This is a genomic window from Streptomyces sp. NPDC016562, from assembly GCF_043076955.1.
Lineage (GTDB): Bacteria > Actinomycetota > Actinomycetes > Streptomycetales > Streptomycetaceae > Streptomyces.
Genome location: NZ_JBIBRZ010000002.1, coordinates 1,038,462 through 1,054,446, shown reverse-complemented (window position 1 = coordinate 1,054,446; position 15,985 = coordinate 1,038,462). Strand labels below are relative to the sequence as shown.

At 73.2% G+C, this 15,985-nt stretch carries 13 protein-coding genes; 7 read left to right on the top strand and 6 right to left on the bottom strand.

Translation table 11 applies throughout. The features are described from left to right. Positions 1 to 58: 58 nt before the first annotated feature. The 4 genes from ACF059_RS12470 (at position 59) to ACF059_RS12455 (ending at position 6,408) form a co-directional block, all read left to right on the top strand. Entirely contained in the window at positions 59 to 304 is a 246-nt protein-coding gene (locus ACF059_RS12470) for a hypothetical protein (RefSeq protein ID WP_366868212.1), read from the top strand. A 107-nt stretch (positions 305 to 411) separates the two neighbouring features. Next, complete coding sequence (locus tag ACF059_RS12465; protein ID WP_392055172.1) at positions 412 to 1,218, top strand: HlyD family efflux transporter periplasmic adaptor subunit; 807 nt, start codon at positions 412 to 414, stop codon at positions 1,216 to 1,218. Further along, positions 1,215 to 3,488 carry an NHLP family bacteriocin export ABC transporter peptidase/permease/ATPase subunit gene (locus tag ACF059_RS12460; RefSeq protein WP_392055170.1) on the top strand — a complete coding sequence of 758 codons (2,274 nt, stop codon included), beginning with the start codon at positions 1,215 to 1,217 and terminating at the stop codon, positions 3,486 to 3,488. The genes ACF059_RS12465 and ACF059_RS12460 overlap by 4 nt, the downstream gene beginning before the upstream one ends. 1 nt (position 3,489) lies before the next feature. After that, positions 3,490 to 6,408 (top strand): NHLP bacteriocin export ABC transporter permease/ATPase subunit, encoded by a 2,919-nt coding sequence (locus tag ACF059_RS12455; protein ID WP_392055168.1) that lies wholly within the window; start codon positions 3,490 to 3,492, stop codon positions 6,406 to 6,408. Positions 6,409 to 6,441: 33 nt separating this feature from the next. Here ACF059_RS12455 and ACF059_RS12450 read toward each other — a convergent pair whose 3' ends face one another. Both ACF059_RS12450 and ACF059_RS12445 read right to left on the bottom strand, forming a co-directional pair. Next, on the bottom strand, positions 6,442 to 7,083 hold the full coding sequence (locus ACF059_RS12450; protein WP_392055164.1) for a 2'-5' RNA ligase family protein: 642 nt from the start codon (positions 7,081 to 7,083) through the stop codon (positions 6,442 to 6,444). Then, entirely contained in the window at positions 7,084 to 7,653 is a 570-nt protein-coding gene (locus ACF059_RS12445) for a hypothetical protein (RefSeq protein WP_392055161.1), read from the bottom strand. It lies immediately after the preceding gene. A gap of 263 nt (positions 7,654 to 7,916) precedes the next feature. On the opposite strand from ACF059_RS12445, the gene ACF059_RS12440 reads away from it, so the two are divergent. Beyond that, positions 7,917 to 9,233: a cytochrome P450 gene (locus tag ACF059_RS12440; RefSeq protein ID WP_392055158.1), complete on the top strand. Its 1,317-nt coding sequence runs from the start codon at positions 7,917 to 7,919 to the stop codon at positions 9,231 to 9,233. Positions 9,234 to 9,278: 45 nt separating this feature from the next. Then, complete coding sequence (locus ACF059_RS12435) at positions 9,279 to 10,382, top strand: amidohydrolase family protein (protein WP_392055156.1); 1,104 nt, start codon at positions 9,279 to 9,281, stop codon at positions 10,380 to 10,382. Between the two features lie 3 nt (positions 10,383 to 10,385). Here the strand turns inward: ACF059_RS12435 and ACF059_RS12430 are convergent, their stop codons facing one another. Continuing rightward, the gene (locus tag ACF059_RS12430) at positions 10,386 to 11,159 is read right to left on the bottom strand and encodes a DUF72 domain-containing protein (RefSeq protein ID WP_392055153.1); all 774 of its coding nucleotides are present in this window, start codon (positions 11,157 to 11,159) and stop codon (positions 10,386 to 10,388) included. A 147-nt stretch (positions 11,160 to 11,306) separates the two neighbouring features. Here ACF059_RS12430 and ACF059_RS12425 point away from each other — a divergent pair, with 147 nt between their 5' ends. Further along, on the top strand, positions 11,307 to 11,609 hold the full coding sequence (locus tag ACF059_RS12425) for a DUF1876 domain-containing protein (protein WP_392055150.1): 303 nt from the start codon (positions 11,307 to 11,309) through the stop codon (positions 11,607 to 11,609). 84 nt (positions 11,610 to 11,693) lie between these two features. Here ACF059_RS12425 and ACF059_RS12420 read toward each other — a convergent pair whose 3' ends face one another. From ACF059_RS12420 to galT, 3 genes are read right to left on the bottom strand one after another with little or no spacing between them, the layout of a single operon-like run. Beyond that, a complete protein-coding gene (locus ACF059_RS12420; RefSeq protein ID WP_392055147.1) occupies positions 11,694 to 13,610 on the bottom strand; it encodes a glycoside hydrolase family 5 protein in 1,917 nt (638 codons plus the stop codon). Further along, a complete protein-coding gene (gene galK, locus ACF059_RS12415; protein WP_392055144.1) occupies positions 13,607 to 14,839 on the bottom strand; it encodes a galactokinase in 1,233 nt (410 codons plus the stop codon). Before galK ends, ACF059_RS12420 begins: the two co-directional genes overlap by 4 nt. Further along, positions 14,836 to 15,885 (bottom strand): galactose-1-phosphate uridylyltransferase, encoded by a 1,050-nt coding sequence (galT, locus tag ACF059_RS12410; protein WP_392055141.1) that lies wholly within the window; start codon positions 15,883 to 15,885, stop codon positions 14,836 to 14,838. Before galT ends, galK begins: the two co-directional genes overlap by 4 nt. Positions 15,886 to 15,985 lie beyond the last annotated feature (100 nt).

Below are 15,985 nucleotides of genomic sequence, written 5' to 3'. Positions count from 1 at the left end.
TTGGACGTCGCAGGAATGGAATCCCCCCACTCCCCCCAACGAATGAAGGGTGCGCACCATGCGTGACAACCTCGAGACCCGCGAGATCTCCGACACCGAGCTGGACGGCGTCTCCGGCGGCCTCGTGAGCATCTCCGGCGGCCTCGCCGGCGCCGCGACCAGCGACGTCTCCAGCGTCCTGGGCGTCGTCGGCTCCCTGAACACCGTCCAGGCCGTCCAGGGCCTCGCCGGCTCCGTCCCGGGCCTGGCCACGGGCATCACCGGCGTCTCGATCACCTCCGGCACCGGTATAGCCGGTCTCTGAGCCGCAATTCCCCGTGAACCCCTGGGCTTTCCCGGCTCAGGGGTTCACGGGGGAACCGGCCCGGGCGAAACACGTACGGCGAACGATTGCAGTTGAAGGAATAGTCCGTGGAGTTCCGCAAAAAGGCTCTTTCCAAGCTGCAGTCCCCCGAAGAACTCGATGTGCCCCTACGCTTCGCCCGCCCGCAGGGGCGCCTCGTGCTGGCCGTCACGGTCGCCGTCATGGCCGCCGCGAGCTTCTGGGCCGTCACGGGCACGGTGTCCTCCAAGCTGAGCGCGCCCGGCATCCTCACCCACGCCGAAGGCAGTTACCTGCTGCAGAGTCCGGTCGCCGGGCAGGTGACCGACGTCCTCGTCGAGGAGGGCCGGGCGGTGTCCGCCGGCGCTCCCCTGCTCACCGTCCGTACGGACCAGGGCGACCGGCCCGTGCGCGCCCTGACCGCCGGCAGGGTGACCACGCTGTTCGCCAGGACGGGCGCGGTCATCACGACCGGCGCGAACGTGGCGACCGTGGAACGCGTCTCGAACGCGGACGACCCCCTGGTGGCCGTGCTGTACGTGCCGGGCGCCGACGCGTCGGCGGTCCGGGTCGGCGCCCGGGTCGACCTCGGCGTCGAGTCCGCCCCGCGGAACCGGTTCGGTGTGCTGCGCGGCCGCGTCCAGGCGGTGGGCCGCGCACCCCAGACACAGGCACAGATCGCCGGCTTCCTCGGCGACGACGCCCTGGCCGCGCGGTTCTCCCGGCCGGGCGATCCCGTCGCGGTGCTCGTGACGCTGGAGCGCTCCGCGACCACCCGGTCCGGCTACGCCTGGTCCTCCGCGGACGGGCCCCCGTACGCCGTCGACTCCCGCACGCCGGTCACCGGCTCCGTCCACCTCTCCGCCCAACGCCCCGTCGACTGGCTGCTCCCATGACCGTGCCCCAGGAAACCGCCCGGCCCCAGGGGCGGTCCAAGCCGTCGCCGCGCAGGCTCCCGCCCTCCGGGGGCCGCCGCCGCGCCGCCGCCCCCGCTCCCGCGCCCCCGGGCAGGAGGCCGCGTACCGTACGCACCCCCACCGTGCTGCAGATGGAGGCGGTGGAGTGCGGCGCCGCGGCGCTGGCGATGGTGCTCGGCCACTACGCCCGCTTCGTACCCCTGGAGGAGCTGCGGATCGCCTGCGGCGTCTCGCGCGACGGTTCGCGGGCCAGCAACCTCCTGAAGGCGGCGCGTGGTTACGGACTCCAGGCCAAGGGCATGCAGATGGACCTGGCCGCGCTCGCCGAGGTGAGCGCCCCGGCCATCTTGTTCTGGGAGTTCAACCACTACGTCGTCTACGACGGCATGGGGCGCCGCTTCGGCCGCAGGGGCGTGTACGTCAACGACCCGGGCAAGGGACGCCGGTTCGTCCCCATGGACGAGTTCGACGCCGCTTTCACCGGCATCGTGCTCACCTTCGAGCCCGGCGCGGGCTTTCGCCGCAGTGGCCGCAAGCCGGGCGTCCTCGGCGCCGTACCGGCCCGCCTGCGCGGCACTTCGGGCACGATGGCCGCTGCCGTGGTCTCCAGCCTCCTGCTGGTGGCCGTCGGTGTGAGCGTGCCCGCGCTGAGCCGCACGTACATCGACATGTTCCTCATCGGAGGACAGACGTCGCTGCTGGGCGTGCTCTTCGCGGCGATGGCGACCGCGCTGGTGCTGACGGCCACGCTCACCGCCGTACAGCAGGCCAATCTGCTGCGCGGGCGTGTGATCTCCTCGACCCTGGGCAGTGCCCGCTTCCTGCGCCACCTGCTCAAGCTTCCCGTCGGCTTCTACGCCCAGCGCAACCCGGCCGATCTGGTCCAGCGGCTGCGGTCCAACGACTCGGTCGCCGAGACCCTCGCCCGCGACCTGTCCGCGGCGGGCGTGGACGCCGTGGTCGTGGTGCTGTACGCCGTGCTGCTGTGGACCTACGACCCGCAACTGACCGTCGTCGGGGTGCTGATCGCGCTGCTCAACGTGGTGGCGATGCGGATCGCGGTCCAGGTGCGCGCCACCGGCACCCGCAAGCTGCGCGCCGAGAGCGCCCGGCTGACGAACACCTCGTACAGCGGCCTCCAGCTCATCGAGACGATGAAGGCCACCGGCGGCGAGAACGGCTTCTTCCGTCGCTGGGCCGGACAGCACGCGGTGACGCTCGACGTGCAGCAGCGGCTCGGCGTGCCCAGCGCGTGGCTGGCGATCGTCGCACCCACTCTGGCGGCGCTCAACAGTGCGCTGATCCTGATGATCGGCGGCCTGCGGGCGGTGGAGGGGCACCTGACCGTCGGACTGCTCGTCGCCTTCCAGGCCCTGGTGACCAGCTTCACCGCGCCGATCACCCGGCTGAACGGCGTCGCCGGACGGATCCAGGACTTCGCGGCCGACGTCGCCCGGCTCAAGGACGTCGAGAACTTCCCCGCCGACCCCGTCCACACCCGGCGCGAGCCCGCCCCGGGCACCCGTCGCCTCACCGGCCACGTCGAGCTCGACGGCGTCACCTTCGGCTACAGCCCGCTGGACGCCCCGCTGCTCAAGGACTTCTCGCTGTCGGTCGGCCCCGGGCAGCAGGTCGCGCTGGTCGGCGGCTCCGGCAGCGGCAAGTCCACGGTCTCCCGGCTCATCGCCGGCCTGTACGCGCCCGGGGAGGGGGCCATCCGCATCGACGGGATGCGGCTGGAGGACATCCCGCGGGGAGCGCTGGCCGCCTCCGTGTCCTTCGTCGACCAGGACGTCTTCCTCTTCGAGGGCACCGTCCGCGACAACGTGGCGCTGTGGGACCCGTCCGTCCCGGACGAGGCGGTCGTCGCCGCGCTGGAGGACGCCGCCGTCCTCGACGTGGTCTCCCGGCGGCCCGGCGGCATCCACAGCCGCGTCGAGCAGGACGGCAGGAACTTCTCCGGCGGGCAGCGCCAGCGCCTGGAGATCGCGCGGGCCCTGGTGCGGCGTCCCAGTGTCATGGTGCTCGACGAGGTGACCAGTGCCCTGGACGCGGTGACGGAGCGGGTCGTCATCGACAACCTGCGGCGGCGCGGCTGCGCCTGCGTGGTCATCGCCCACCGGCTCAGCACCGTCCGCGACAGCGACGAGATCCTCGTGCTGGACCGGGGCACGGTCGTGGAACGCGGGCGGCACGAGTACCTGGTGGCCGCGCGGGGCCCGTACGCCGAACTGGTCAAGGAGCACTGAGGTGGGCACCGAGACGAACGCGGACCCCGTCGTCGCGGCTCTGGGCGCGCTGGGCTCGCCGGTGGACTGCACGGGCCTGCGCAGCCTGAACCTGGAGGGGCCGTCCGTACTGTGGCTCGTCGTGCGGGGCGGCCTGGACCTGTTCGCCGTCGACGCCGCGCAGCTGGGGCCCTGGCACTTCCTGGGCCGGCTGGAGGCGGGCGCGCTGCTGCTGGGCCCGGCCGAGGGACCCGCGCACACGATGGTGGCCCGGCCCTCGCGGGAGTGCGTGCTGCGCCGCATCGAGCTGCGGGAGCTGGCGTACCAGGGGCAGGCGGTGCAGGGGCAGGAAGGGCAGTGGCAGGAAGGGCAGTGGTACGAGGGGCAGTGGTACGCGGCCCAGTCATACGAGGCGCAGTGGTACGAGTCGCAGTCGTACGCGGCCCAGGGGTACCTGAGCCCCCTGGAGGCCGCCTTCGCGCGCGGGATCGGCCGCGGGCTGCGGGTGCTGTACGAAGCCCCGATGGACGGACCGGCCGGGCCGGACGGACCGACCGGGCCCGGGGACGGCGGGGCCGACGACGACATCGAGTGGATGCGGATCACGCCGGGCAGCGTGCTGCACGGCGCCGCCTACGAGGCGCAGGCGGCCGGCACCCTGCTCGTCGACCCCGCGCTGTGGCAGGGCATGGTCGACCAGCAGTACCGGCTGCGCTCCGCCCTGGACCGCTGGATCGAGCAGCGCGAGCGCGCCCACGAGGCCCGTACGGCGGCGGGTATCGCGGCCGGCCGGGCCGCCCGCACCGAGGCGGACCGTACGCTCCTGGCCTCGATCGACCGCTCGGGCCGGGCCCCCCGCCGTCACGCGAGCGTCGACGCGACCCTGGCCGTGTGCCGCCTGGTCGCCGCCGAGGGGCACATCACGCTGTCCGCACCGGCCGAGTCCGGGGCCGGCTCCGAGCGGACGGACCCGGTCGAGCGCATCGCGCTCGCGTCGGGGATCCGCACCCGCGTCGTGGGACTCGGCGGGCGCTGGTGGCGGGAGGACAGCGGTCCCCTGGTGGGCAGGCGCGTGAAGGACGGGGCGCCGGTCGCCCTGCTCTGGCGGCGCGGCGGCTACGTGGCGGTCGACCCCGCGACCGGCCGGCGCCAGCGCGTCGCCGCGTCCGGCGCGTGCTCCGCCGCCGCCTTCGAACCGCGCGCCGTCATGTTCTACCGCCCCTTGCCCCCGGGGAGGACGGGCCTGCTGTCGCTGCTGCGCTTCAGCGTGCGCGGCACCCGCAGGGAGCTGCGCGGCCTGGTCCTCGGCGGGCTCGTGGCGGTGGTCCTGGGTGCGCTGGTGCCCGTGGCCACCGGCAAGGTGCTCGGACAGTACGTCCCCGAGGCCGAGACCGGGCTGATCGTGCAGACCGCGGTCGCGCTCATCGCGACCAGCGTGGTCAGCGCCGCCTTCATGCTCGTCCAGAACGTCTCCATCCTGCGCATGGAGGGCCGTATCGAGGCCACGCTGCAACCCGCGGTGTGGGACCGGCTGCTGAGGCTGCCCACGACGTTCTTCGCGGGCCGCTCGACGGGCGAACTGGCCGGTGCCGCCATGGGCATCAGTTCCGTACGCCGCATGCTGTCCGGTATCGGCGCGGTCTGCGTCCAGGCGGGCACGGTCGGCACGATGAACCTGGCGCTGCTGCTCTTCTACAGCGTGCCGCTGGCGCTGGCCGCGGTCGCGATGCTGCTGGTCATCGCGGCGGCCTTCCTGGGGCTGGGACTGTGGCAGCTGCGCTACCAGCGCCGGCTGGTCAAGATCAACAACCGTCTCGACAACCAGGCCTACCAGACCCTGCGCGGGCTGCCCAAGCTGCGCGTCGCCGCGGCCGAGAGCTTCGCCTACGCGGCCTGGGCGCGGGAGTTCGCCCGGACGCGCGAGCTGCAGCAGCGCGCGGGCCGCATCCAGAACGTCATCACCGTGCTCAACGCGGTCTGGCTGCCGCTGTGCACCCTGGTGATGTTCATGCTGCTGGCCGGACCGGCCCGCGGCACCATGTCCGCGGGTGAGTTCCTGACCTTCAGCACGGCGGTGACGCTGCTGCTGTCCTCGGTCACGCAGGTGACCGGCGCGCTCCTGTCGGCGGCGGCCGTGCTGCCCGTGTTCGAGGAGGTCGCACCGATCCTGAGGGCGGCGCCCGAGGGGAGCCCCGCCGCTGTTGCCCCCGGTGTGCTGGGCGGGGCCGTCGAGGCCCGGCAGCTGTCCTACCGCTACACCGAGGGCGGCCCGTTGGTGCTCGACGGCATCGACTTCCGCGTGCGCCAAGGGGAGTTCGTCGCGATCGTCGGGGCCAGCGGCTGCGGGAAGTCGACGCTGCTACGGCTGCTCATCGGCTTCGACAAGCCGTCGGCGGGCAGTGTGCTGTACGACGGCCAGGACCTGGCGGCGCTCGACCAGGGGGCCGTGCGACGACAGTGCGGCGTCGTCCTGCAGAACGCGCAGCCCTTCACCGGCTCGATCCTCGACTGCATCCGCGGCGCCGAGGCCTACTCGCCGGAGGAGGCATGGGAGGCCGCCGCGATGGCGGGCCTGGCCGAGGACATCAAGGCCATGCCCATGGGCATGCACACCATGCTGACCGACGGCGGGGGCACCATCTCGGGCGGCCAGCGCCAGCGGCTGATGATCGCCCAGGCCCTCATCCGCCGGCCCCGCATCCTGTTCTTCGACGAGGCCACCAGCGCGCTGGACAACGAGGCCCAGCGGGTGGTCATCGAGTCCACGCGTGCGCTGCGCGCGACCCGCATCGTGATCGCCCACCGGCTGTCCACGATCATGGGCGCCGACCGTGTCATCGCCATGGCGGACGGGCGGATCGTCCAACAGGGCCCGCCCGCCGACCTGCTCGCCGACACGGGCGGCCTGTTCCACGAACTGGTCCGCCGCCAGCTCCGGTGAGGGGCCGCGGGCTTAAGGGGTGGATGCGACGGGTCAGGGGAGCGCGGGGGCGGCGCCACCCTCGGGCTCCCAGCGCACCTCGCCCGTGCCGAGGGCGACCGTGACGCGGGGGGTCATCGGCTCCTCGCCACGGCGCGCGAGTACGACGAGCCGGTCGACCTGAGCCCGCGCACTGCCCAGCCGTACGGCGCACTCCGCGGCCAGGCGGTGCGGATCGCGGGTCCGCCCGAGGGAGAGGTGGGGCGTGAAGCGGGCGGAGCGGCCCCGGCAGAGGGGGAAGCGCTCCACCAGCGCGCGCCGGAGCCCGTCCCAGGGGGCCGGGCCGAGGGCGGCGGGATCCAGCCACACGGTCGCGTAGTGGCGGTGCCGGAAGCTGTGCACCCCGCTGAGCCGGACGCCGAACGGCGCGCACTCGGCCGCCGCGGCCGCCAGCAGCGGGGCGGCCGCCTCGAAGTCCGGCTCCGGGACGAAGCCGAAGAGCAGGTTCACATGGGGTGGCCACCGCCGGATCTGCGGATCGTGCTCCTCGCGGATGGCCTGGATGGCCGGCCACAGCTCGGCCGGAGGGAGCCACGCCACGGCGGTCCGCGGCGTGCTCGCGACCGCGAAGACCTCCGGGATGGCCGGGACCTCCGGGACACCCGGAAGAGCCGTGGCGCGATCCCGGGGCTCCACTCAACCACCGGGCGCGGGACGGGTGGTACCGGGCAGGCAGGTCACCTTCGGGTTGTAGGTCGCGAACGCCCCCAGAGGGTTGTGTTTCCACAGCCACAGGTGCAGGGCGTAGTGGACCGGCTGGCCGGGGAAGTGGCCGCGCAGCGGGCCCGTGAAGGGGACGCCGAACATCGTGGGGCGGTCGTCGTCCGTCGCCGGGTTCTGGTCCCGGTCGTAGACCAGCCACTCGACACCGACGAGGCGTTTGCCGCCGCTCGGGTCGTCCTCGTAGTACAGCGCCGCGGGCACGGCCGGGTCGAGGGAGTTGTCGTGGGCGTGGTTGAAGTGCGGGTAGCCGAGCGCCCCCGGTCCCGTGCGGTTGGCGACGCAGTACTTGTCCGGCACGTAACCGGCGCGCACGGCGTTCTCGTGCCGCTGGTAGGCGACGGTCGCCCGGTACGCGAGGGCGCGGTCGGCGGCGGCTCTGCCGGGGCCCGTGTCGGCCGGCGGGGAGACGGCGGCGGGAGCGGCGAGGGGCGCCACGGCGAGCGAGGCCGCTGTGGTGAGCGCCAGGGCGAGGCTTCGGAGCATGCGCGGACTCCTTGGGGCGGGCTGGCTGGACGAGCTCCATGTCCCCGGAACTCCGGGCTCGCCACACCACCGGACCGGACGGCTGACCGCCGATCGGCTGACCGCCGATCGACGCACCGCCGCGGCCGGGCGGGAGCGAGCGCCCCGTCCCCCCGCGGAGCGGCACCACTCCAACGAGACGCCCGCCGTTTCGCGGCCGGCCCCGGCAGGGAAGCGCTCTGTCGCGCACAGAGCGAGAGCGAGTGTCACGGAGGGCAGGGAGCATGGCTGACGAGACGTCGCCGCCCGCGGGTGGCGGAACCCTTGACGAGATCGTGGCGGCCGTGTCCGCCGGGGCGCCGGACTACCGGGCGTGCCCCCATGCCTACTACGCCGCTCTGCGCGAGCGGGCGCCGGTCTGCCTGCTGAAGCCCCCGCACGGGATCGACACCTACCTGATCACCCGGTACGACGACGCCCGTGACGCCCTGGCGGACCCGCGCTTCAGCAAGGACATGCACGGGGCCCTGGACACCTACCACGCGGTGTACGGCAGCGTCTTCGACGCGCTGGACGACAACGTGCTGTTCTCCGACCCGCCGCGGCACACCCGGCTGCGGCGCAGTCTGCGCAGCGCCTTCACACCGGGCCGGGTGGAGAAGATGAGGCCGCGGATCACCGAGATCGCCGAGGGCCTCCTCGACGGGTGCAGGGGCGGCGACCCGGTCGACCTGATGTCGTCGTTCGCGTTCCCCCTGCCCATCGCGGTGCTCTGCGAACTGATCGGCGTACCCGAGGGCGACCGGGCCGAGATCACGCGGCAGTTCGCGGTCGTGGCGCGGTCGCGGTTCGATCCCCGGCTGAGGGCCGAGCTGGAGGCGGCCGAGGAGTGGCTGCGCAACCGGTTCGCCCGGCTGATCGCGTCCACGCGCGAGCACCCGTCCGACTGCTTCCTGAGCGACCTCGTCCGGGCCGAGGAGGGGCTGGACGACACGGAGCTCCTGTCGTCCCTGTGGGTCATCTTCTTCGCAGGGCACAAGACCACCGCGTTCCAGATCGGCAACTCCGTCCTCAATCTGCTGCTGCGTCCGGAACTGATGGACAGGCTCCGCGAGGACCCGCTGCTGATCCCGCAGGCGGTCGAGGAGAACGTGCGCTTCGAGGGGTCGGTGGAGTCGTCGACGTTCCGGTACGCCGCCGAGGACGCCGAGATCCGCGGGACGCTCATCCCCAAGGGGTCCCTCGTACAGATCGCCCTTTCCTCGGCGAACCGGGATCCCGAGAAGTTCGACCGCCCCGACGACCTGGACGTGACGCGCGAGGGGCTCCAGGGGTCGCACCTCGGCTTCGGGTTCGGCACGCACTACTGCCTGGGCGCGCCGCTCGCGCGGCTGGAACTCGACGTCGCGCTGGGCGCCCTGCTGCGACGCTTCCCCGACATGGCGCTGTACGACACGCAGGAGAGCAAGAGCGCGTGGCTCAAGGGCCCCATGCCCGCGTTCCGGGGCCTCCAGCAGCTTCGGATCGTGCTGGAGCCCTCCCGGTCCGGTACGTCGGCGCCCCTGGCCGCGGTGGCGGCCTCTCCGATCTCCGGAAAGTGATCCGGTCCCGACGGGCGGACGAGGAACGAACGAACGGCGGACCCCATGCACGACTCAGCGAGCACCTCCGAGCTACACCTCCGCGGCGGCCCGTCGGACGGACCGGTCGGACCGGTCGGACCGGTCGGACCGGTCGGACCGGTCGGGCCGGTCTCCGAGGCGGGCCAGGGCGAACGGCTCTCCGTCGCGCACGCCGTCCCGTCGAAGATCGACATGCACCATCACTTCTGCGCACCCGAGTGGCGCGAGTGGGCCGAGCGCCACGGACTGATCAAGCCGGAGCAGCTGCCCCCGTGGGCCCGGTTCGACGCCGAGGCCTCGATCGGCTTCATGGACCGCGCGGGCATCGCGACGGCCGTCCTCAAGCCCATGCTGCCGGCGCGCTACCACTCGTCCGCGCAGCTGCGTGAGGCGATCAACATCACGCTGCTGTCGATGCTGGACGTGGCGAGTTCGCATCCCGGACGGTTCTCGTTCTACGTGCCGCTCTTCCTGGACGACCCCGACGCGTCGTCCTGGGCCGTCCGCAGGGGCCTCGGCCAGTTCGGGGCGGTCGGGGTCAACGTGACGGCCAACTACGGCGGCGTCTACCTCGGGGATCCCGCCTACGACCGCGTCTTCCACGAACTGGACGACTGCGGCGCCGTGGTGGACACCCATCCGCACAACCTGCCGGGCTGCCCGCCCGGCGCGGCCACCGTCCCGGGCATCCCGAACTTCATGTGCGACTTCCTCCTGGACACCACCCGGGCCGCCGTGAACATGATCAGCAAGAGGACGCTGGACCGCTTCCCGAACCTCTCGGTGATCCTTCCGCACGCCGGCGGGTTCCTGCCGTACATCGCGACGCGCATCGAGGCGCTCGGACGGTTCTGCGACCCGCCCGTCGACCCCGCGGCCGTACGCGACCACCTGCGGCGCTTCTACTACGACACGGCCGGGCCCATGGCGCCCGCGGCGACCCTCCTCGCCCATGTGCCCGCCGATCACATCCTCTTCGGCACCGACTGGCCCGCGGCCCCGGCCGACACCGTCCTGGACCTGGCGCTCCCCACCCTCGACGCGGACCCCGCCTTCACCCCGGACCAACTGCCGGGCGTCTACCGCGACAACGCGCTGCACCTGATCCCGCAGCTGGCCATGGTCTGACCCTCAGCGCGCCAGGGACGGCGGCGTACGGCTCACCGTGCGGCCCAGCGCCGCCGCGGCGCGGGCGAAGCGTGCCGCGTCCAGGACGGCCGCGCCTCCGGGGTCGTTGTTGAAGTACGCGTACACGTCGTCCGCGTCCGTCCAGGCGTCGGCGACCCGTGCGGCCCAGGACGCCAGGGCCTGCCGGCCGTAGCGGGGCGGGGGCGCGGCGGTCCCGGCGTGGAAGCGCACGTAGCCCCAGGACGCGGTGCGCCACAGCGGGGTCACCGGGCGTGATCCCCGGTCGGCCCAGCACAGCGCGCTGCCGTGGCGTTCGAGCACCGCCCGCAGCTCGCGCTCGGCCTCCCACCACGAGCCGTGCCGCAGTTCGACGGCCACCCGGACGGTGGCCGGGAAACACCTCAGGCAGGCGTCCAGCGCGCCGACGTCCTCGCGGAACTGGGGCGGCAGCTGGAGCAGGACGGGCCCCATCCGGTCACCGAGCCCCTCGGTGCGCTCCAGGAGCCGGTGCACCGGTTCGGCGGGGTCGCGCAGGCGCTTCATGTGGGTGAGGTAGCGGCTGGCCTTGACCGCCATGACGAAGCCCTCGGGGGTCCGCTGCCGCCAGGACTCGAAGACCTCCTTGGCCGGGAGCCGGTAGAAGGCGTTGTTGTTCTCGACGGTGGCGAATCGCCGGGCGTACTCCTCCAGCCACAGCCGCTGCGGCAGGCCGGTCGGATACAGCCCGCCGCGCCAGTCCTCGTACTGCCACCCGGAGGTTCCGACGAGCATGGGCATGCCCCGCCCCTACCCGCGGGGCGCGGACGTATCCCCGCGCATCCCTCGCGTGCAGACCTCGCTCGCGTGCAGACCTCGCTCCGGGCGGCGGAGCGAGGGATTCTGGAACTACTGGTACCAGGGGACCGGAGCGCGAGGAGGCGGGTCATGACACACGCCGAGGAGTGGAAGGTCGGGGTGTACCTGACCGAGGAGGACGGCACGACCAAGGCCCGGGCCGTCCTGGAGAACGGGAAGACGACGATGGTGGGCCGCGGCACGGCGCGCTGCAATCCGCAGGACGTGGAGGTCCCCGCGATCGGTGACGAGCTGGCGGCCAGCAGGGCCATGCGCGACCTGGCCGGTCAGCTGATGCGCGCCGCCGACCGGGACCTGGCCGCGGTGGGCGCCGTACCGGATCCACCGCGGACCGGTTACGGCTGGCCCGACGACGCCAGCCCGACCCCGTAGATCGCCTCCCGGCCGGGGGCCGGGGCCGCGGTGGCCCGCAAGGCCCCCGCGCCGGGCGCCCGGCCCCCGGTCCGGGATCGGTTCTCAGAGGGTGCGGCAGAGGAGGGCGTCCGGGGTCTTGCCCTTGGCCCAGGCGCCGGTGAAGGCCACACCGGCCGCGTATTCGCCGGGGCCGCACTGGCCCTTGTAGTTGCCGGCGGCGAACTCGCCGCCCGGCGCTCCCGCCGGCCGGTTGTCCCCGCGGTCGAACCAGACGGTGCGGCCGCTCGTGCCCAGGGTCCGGCCCGTGTCGCCGCACAGCACCGCCGACACCTCCTGGCCCCGCACGCTGTACCCGGTCATGAACTGGCCCGGGCCGCACTGGTACTTGGTGTAGCCGCCGGCCCAGTCGCCTTGGACGTACCGCTCGTCGCGCACCACGGTGTCCCGCACGTCGGGAGCCACCGGCCCGCGGGCCGCGGCGTCGGTGCACAGACCGCGTCCGTCCCGGTGGGACAGTCCGATGAGGCGCTGACCGTCGGGGCACACCGCCTTGCGGGCCCCCGGGTCCCAGTCCCCGTGTGCGCGCACACGCAGCGACTGGACCGCGTCGGCGTGGTCGAGGTTGAGCATGTCCCACGTGTCCGAGGCGGCGACGGGGCCGCTCTGGTGGGGGGCCGATGCAAGCCGGGACCAGTGAGCCGCACGCCAGTCGGGACCGTCCAGGATGCCGGAACGGCGACCCTGTGCGTCGAAGTTGAGGATGGACCAGCTGCCGTGTCCGGTCCATCCGACCAGGGGCCAGTAGGCGAAGTCCGCGTCACGGTCGATCAGGTAGTCGACGAAGTTGCCGAACCACGCGCGGGCCTGCGGGTTGGTCTCGTCACTGCCGATGCCGAATTCGCTGATCCACACCGGCGCGGTGAAGTGGCGGCCGCTCTCGCCGGTGACGAACAGCGCCTGGCGGTCCAGGGTGGCGAACAGGTCCTGGCGGGACAGGTCCTGGTAGCGCGGGTCGTGGGTCTCGCCGAGCCCGGTCGCGCCGGTGTGGTTCGGGCCCGTGTATCCGTAGAAGTGCGCCGAGTACACCAGCTTGTCGGAGGCGACGAGGGTGTGCGACAGGGTGCGCGCGGGCTCCAGCGTGGGGCGGCCGTGGGCGAAGCCGTCCAGGGGTATGCCCTGCCAGTTGATGCCTTCGACGATCACCAGGAGGTCGGGGTTGGCCTCGGTGAGGAGCCGGTCGCCCAGGCGCTGCGAGGCGGTCCACCAGTCGTGGTCGTTGCCCCAGTTCCAGTTCGCGTCGTCGGTGACGGTGCGGCGGACCTCGTTGTAGAGGTCGGCGCCGACCACGCGCTTGTTGTCCTTGTAGCGGCGGGCGAGGCCGATCCAGTCGCTCTCCCACTGCGCGGTGGACTGGCTGGTGTTCCAGCGCTCGTTGCCGTCGAGTCCGCAGCAGAAGCGCGAGGTGTTGGTGTGGTTGTTGAGGATCACCGCGAAGCCCTCGGCCGTGGTGGCGGCGACGACGGCGTCGAAGACCTGGAGCGGGGTCTTGCCGCGCAGGTGCGGGTTGGCGGCGACCGAGGCGTCCGATACGGGGCGCTGGTCGTGCAGCATCTCGTTCGAGAACGGCAGGCGGATGCTGTTGATGCCCAGCTCGTGGAAACCGGCGAGGATCACGCCGACCGGTGCCCGGTCCAGGCCGAGCGGCATCTGATCGGCCTTCTCGCCGTCGTGGTGGTTCGCCGGGTCGTTGATGTCCCCGGAGCCGTTCCACGATCCCTGTGCGCCCTGCCAGTTGGCGGACTTGAGCTTGAAGCGGTTGCCGGACGCGTCGACGACGTACCGGCCGCGGGTGCTGAGGGGAGGGGTCCACGCGTCGGCCAGAGCGACCGCGGAACCCGGGGCGGACGCCGGTGTCGCGGCGGACCCGGCTGTCGCCGCGGACGCCGGACCCGTGGGGCCTGCCCACGCTCCGAGGAGCAGCGCTCCGGCGAGCAGCGCGGGCCGTAAACATCGTCTCACTGGGTCCTCCGAGGGAAGGGAGCAGAGCGTGCGGGGACGGGAGTACGGGGGTGCATCCGCCGGGCGCCCGCGGCTGGGGCGACGGCGAACAGGCGCGGGGGCCGGTGCCCGGCGGCGTCGAAGGCGGCCGTGACGGACGCGCCCACCTCGCTCTCCCGCCCGGCCTCCAGCAGGGCGATGACCGACCCTCCGAAGCCGCCTCCGGTCATCCGGGCGCCGAGCGCCCCGGCGCCCAGCGCGGCACTCACGGCGAGGTCGGTCTCCGGGCAGGAGATGCGGTAGTCGTCGCGCAGCGAGGCGTGGCCGGCGGTGAGGATCGGGCCGAGCGCCGCGGCGTCGCCCGCCCGCAGCCGGGAGACGGCTTCCTCGACCCGGGCGTTCTCGGTCACCACGTGGCGGACCAGGGGGGCGAGGGCCTCCGGAAGTTTCCGCAGGGCCTGCGAGAGCTCCCCTGCGGGCAGGTCGCGCAGCGCGGGCAGGCCGAGGAGCGCGGCGGCCTGTTCACAGCCCGCGCGCAGGGCGGCGTACGCCCCGTCGCCCAGGTCGTGAGAGACCCGGGTGTCGATCACCAGGAGCCCCAGGCCCTGGCCCCGCAGGTCGAAGGGCACCTGCCGGTGGTGCTGCGGGCTGCGGGCGTCGAGGTGGAGGGCGGCCTCGGCGGTGCAGCAGACCGAGGCCATCTGGTCCATGATCCCGCAGGGGACGCCCGCGAAGGCGTTCTCCGCGCGCTGGGCGATCCGGGCCAGTGCGGGCCCGGGCAGGCGCAGCCCGTACAGCTCGTCGTAGGCGACGGCGACCGCGCACTCCAGCGCCGCGGAGGAGGACAGGCCCGCCCCGGTGGGCACCGTGCTGTCGAAGTGCAGGTCCGCGCTCCCCACCGGGTGTCCCGCCTCGGCGAGCGCCCACACCACGCCGGCCGGATAGCGCGCCCAGCCGGTCGTCGCGCCGGGGGCCAGCGCGGCCACGGGCAGTTCGGTGATCCGGCCGTCGCCCTGGGCGCTGTGCAGCCGCAGCCTGCCGTCGTCACGGGCGCGGGCGGCGACCAGGGTGGTCTGCGGGAGGGCGATCGGGAGGGCGAACCCGTCGTTGTAGTCAGTGTGTTCACCGATCAGGTTGACGCGGCCCGGGGCTGCCCACACGCCGTCCGGGGGGCTTCCGTAGATCCGGTGGAAGTCGTCCGCGACCCGCTCGGCCCGGCGGTCGTCGTCCCCCTGCGCCGACGGGCTCACGCCTGGACCTCCCGCAGCCGGCGGGCGGCCGCCTCGGGGGCCACGTCGTTGATGAAGGCTTCCGCTCCGGACTCCGTGCCGGCGAGGAACTTGAGCTTGTCGGGGGTGCGGCGGATGGTGAACAGCTCCAGGTGCAGGGCGAGTTCGTCGCCACCCGTACGGGGCGCCTGGTGCCAGGCCGAGACGTACGGCGCGGGGGCCGTCCGGTCCGGCTCCCCCGGTACGGGGAAGAGCCGGTCGAAGCGGCGCAGGAGGTCCAGGTAGATACCGGGGAACTCGGCGCGTTCCGCCTCGGTGAGCGCGGTCAGGTCGGGGACGCGGCGGTGCGGGTAGAGGTGCACCTCGTACGGCCAGCGGGCGGCGTAGGGCACGAAGGCGGTCCAGTGCTCCCCGGCCGTCACCACCCGTTCGCCGGCGGCGCGGGCGCGCTCCAGCAGGTCCTCGAAGAGGTTGCGGCCGGTGGCGGCCCGGTGGGCGGCCGCGGCGGAGGCCATCTTGACGGTGCGCGGGGTGGCGAAGGGGAAGGCGTAGATCTGGCCGTGGGGGTGGGCGAGCGTCACCCCGATCTCGGCCCCGCGGTTCTCGAAGCAGTACACCTGCTCCACGCCCGGGAGGGCGGAGAGCTCCGCGGTGCGGTCGGTCCACGCGTCCAGGACGAGGCGGGCGGCGGCCGGGGTGAGATCGGCGAACCGGGCCTCGTGCTCTGGGGTGAAGCACACGACCTCGCAGCGCCCGGCCTCGCCGGCGAGGGAGGGGAAGCGGTTCTCGAAGACGGCCACTTCGTAGTCGGCGGCGGGGATCTCACTGAGCCGGCCGTCCCGGGAGGGGCACAGGGGGCAGGCGCCGGCCGGCGGGTGGTAGGTGCGGTCCTGCCGGTGGGAGGCGATCGTGATCCAGTCACCGGTGGCCTCGTCGCGCCGCAGTTCCGGGTGGCTGTGCACACGGTCCGGCGGGCGGAGGTCGGGCGCCTCGCGCACGGCGCTCTTGTCGGTGTCGAAGTAGATCAGTTCGCGGCCGTCCGCGAGTGTGGCGAGGGTCTTCTTCACCCCCAAGAATAAACAGATCCCCCCATGAATCAACCGCCACAGACCCGCAACTCCCCAGAGCCGCTCACCGTCACCGTGCTACGTTGGGGCTTTATGGCCG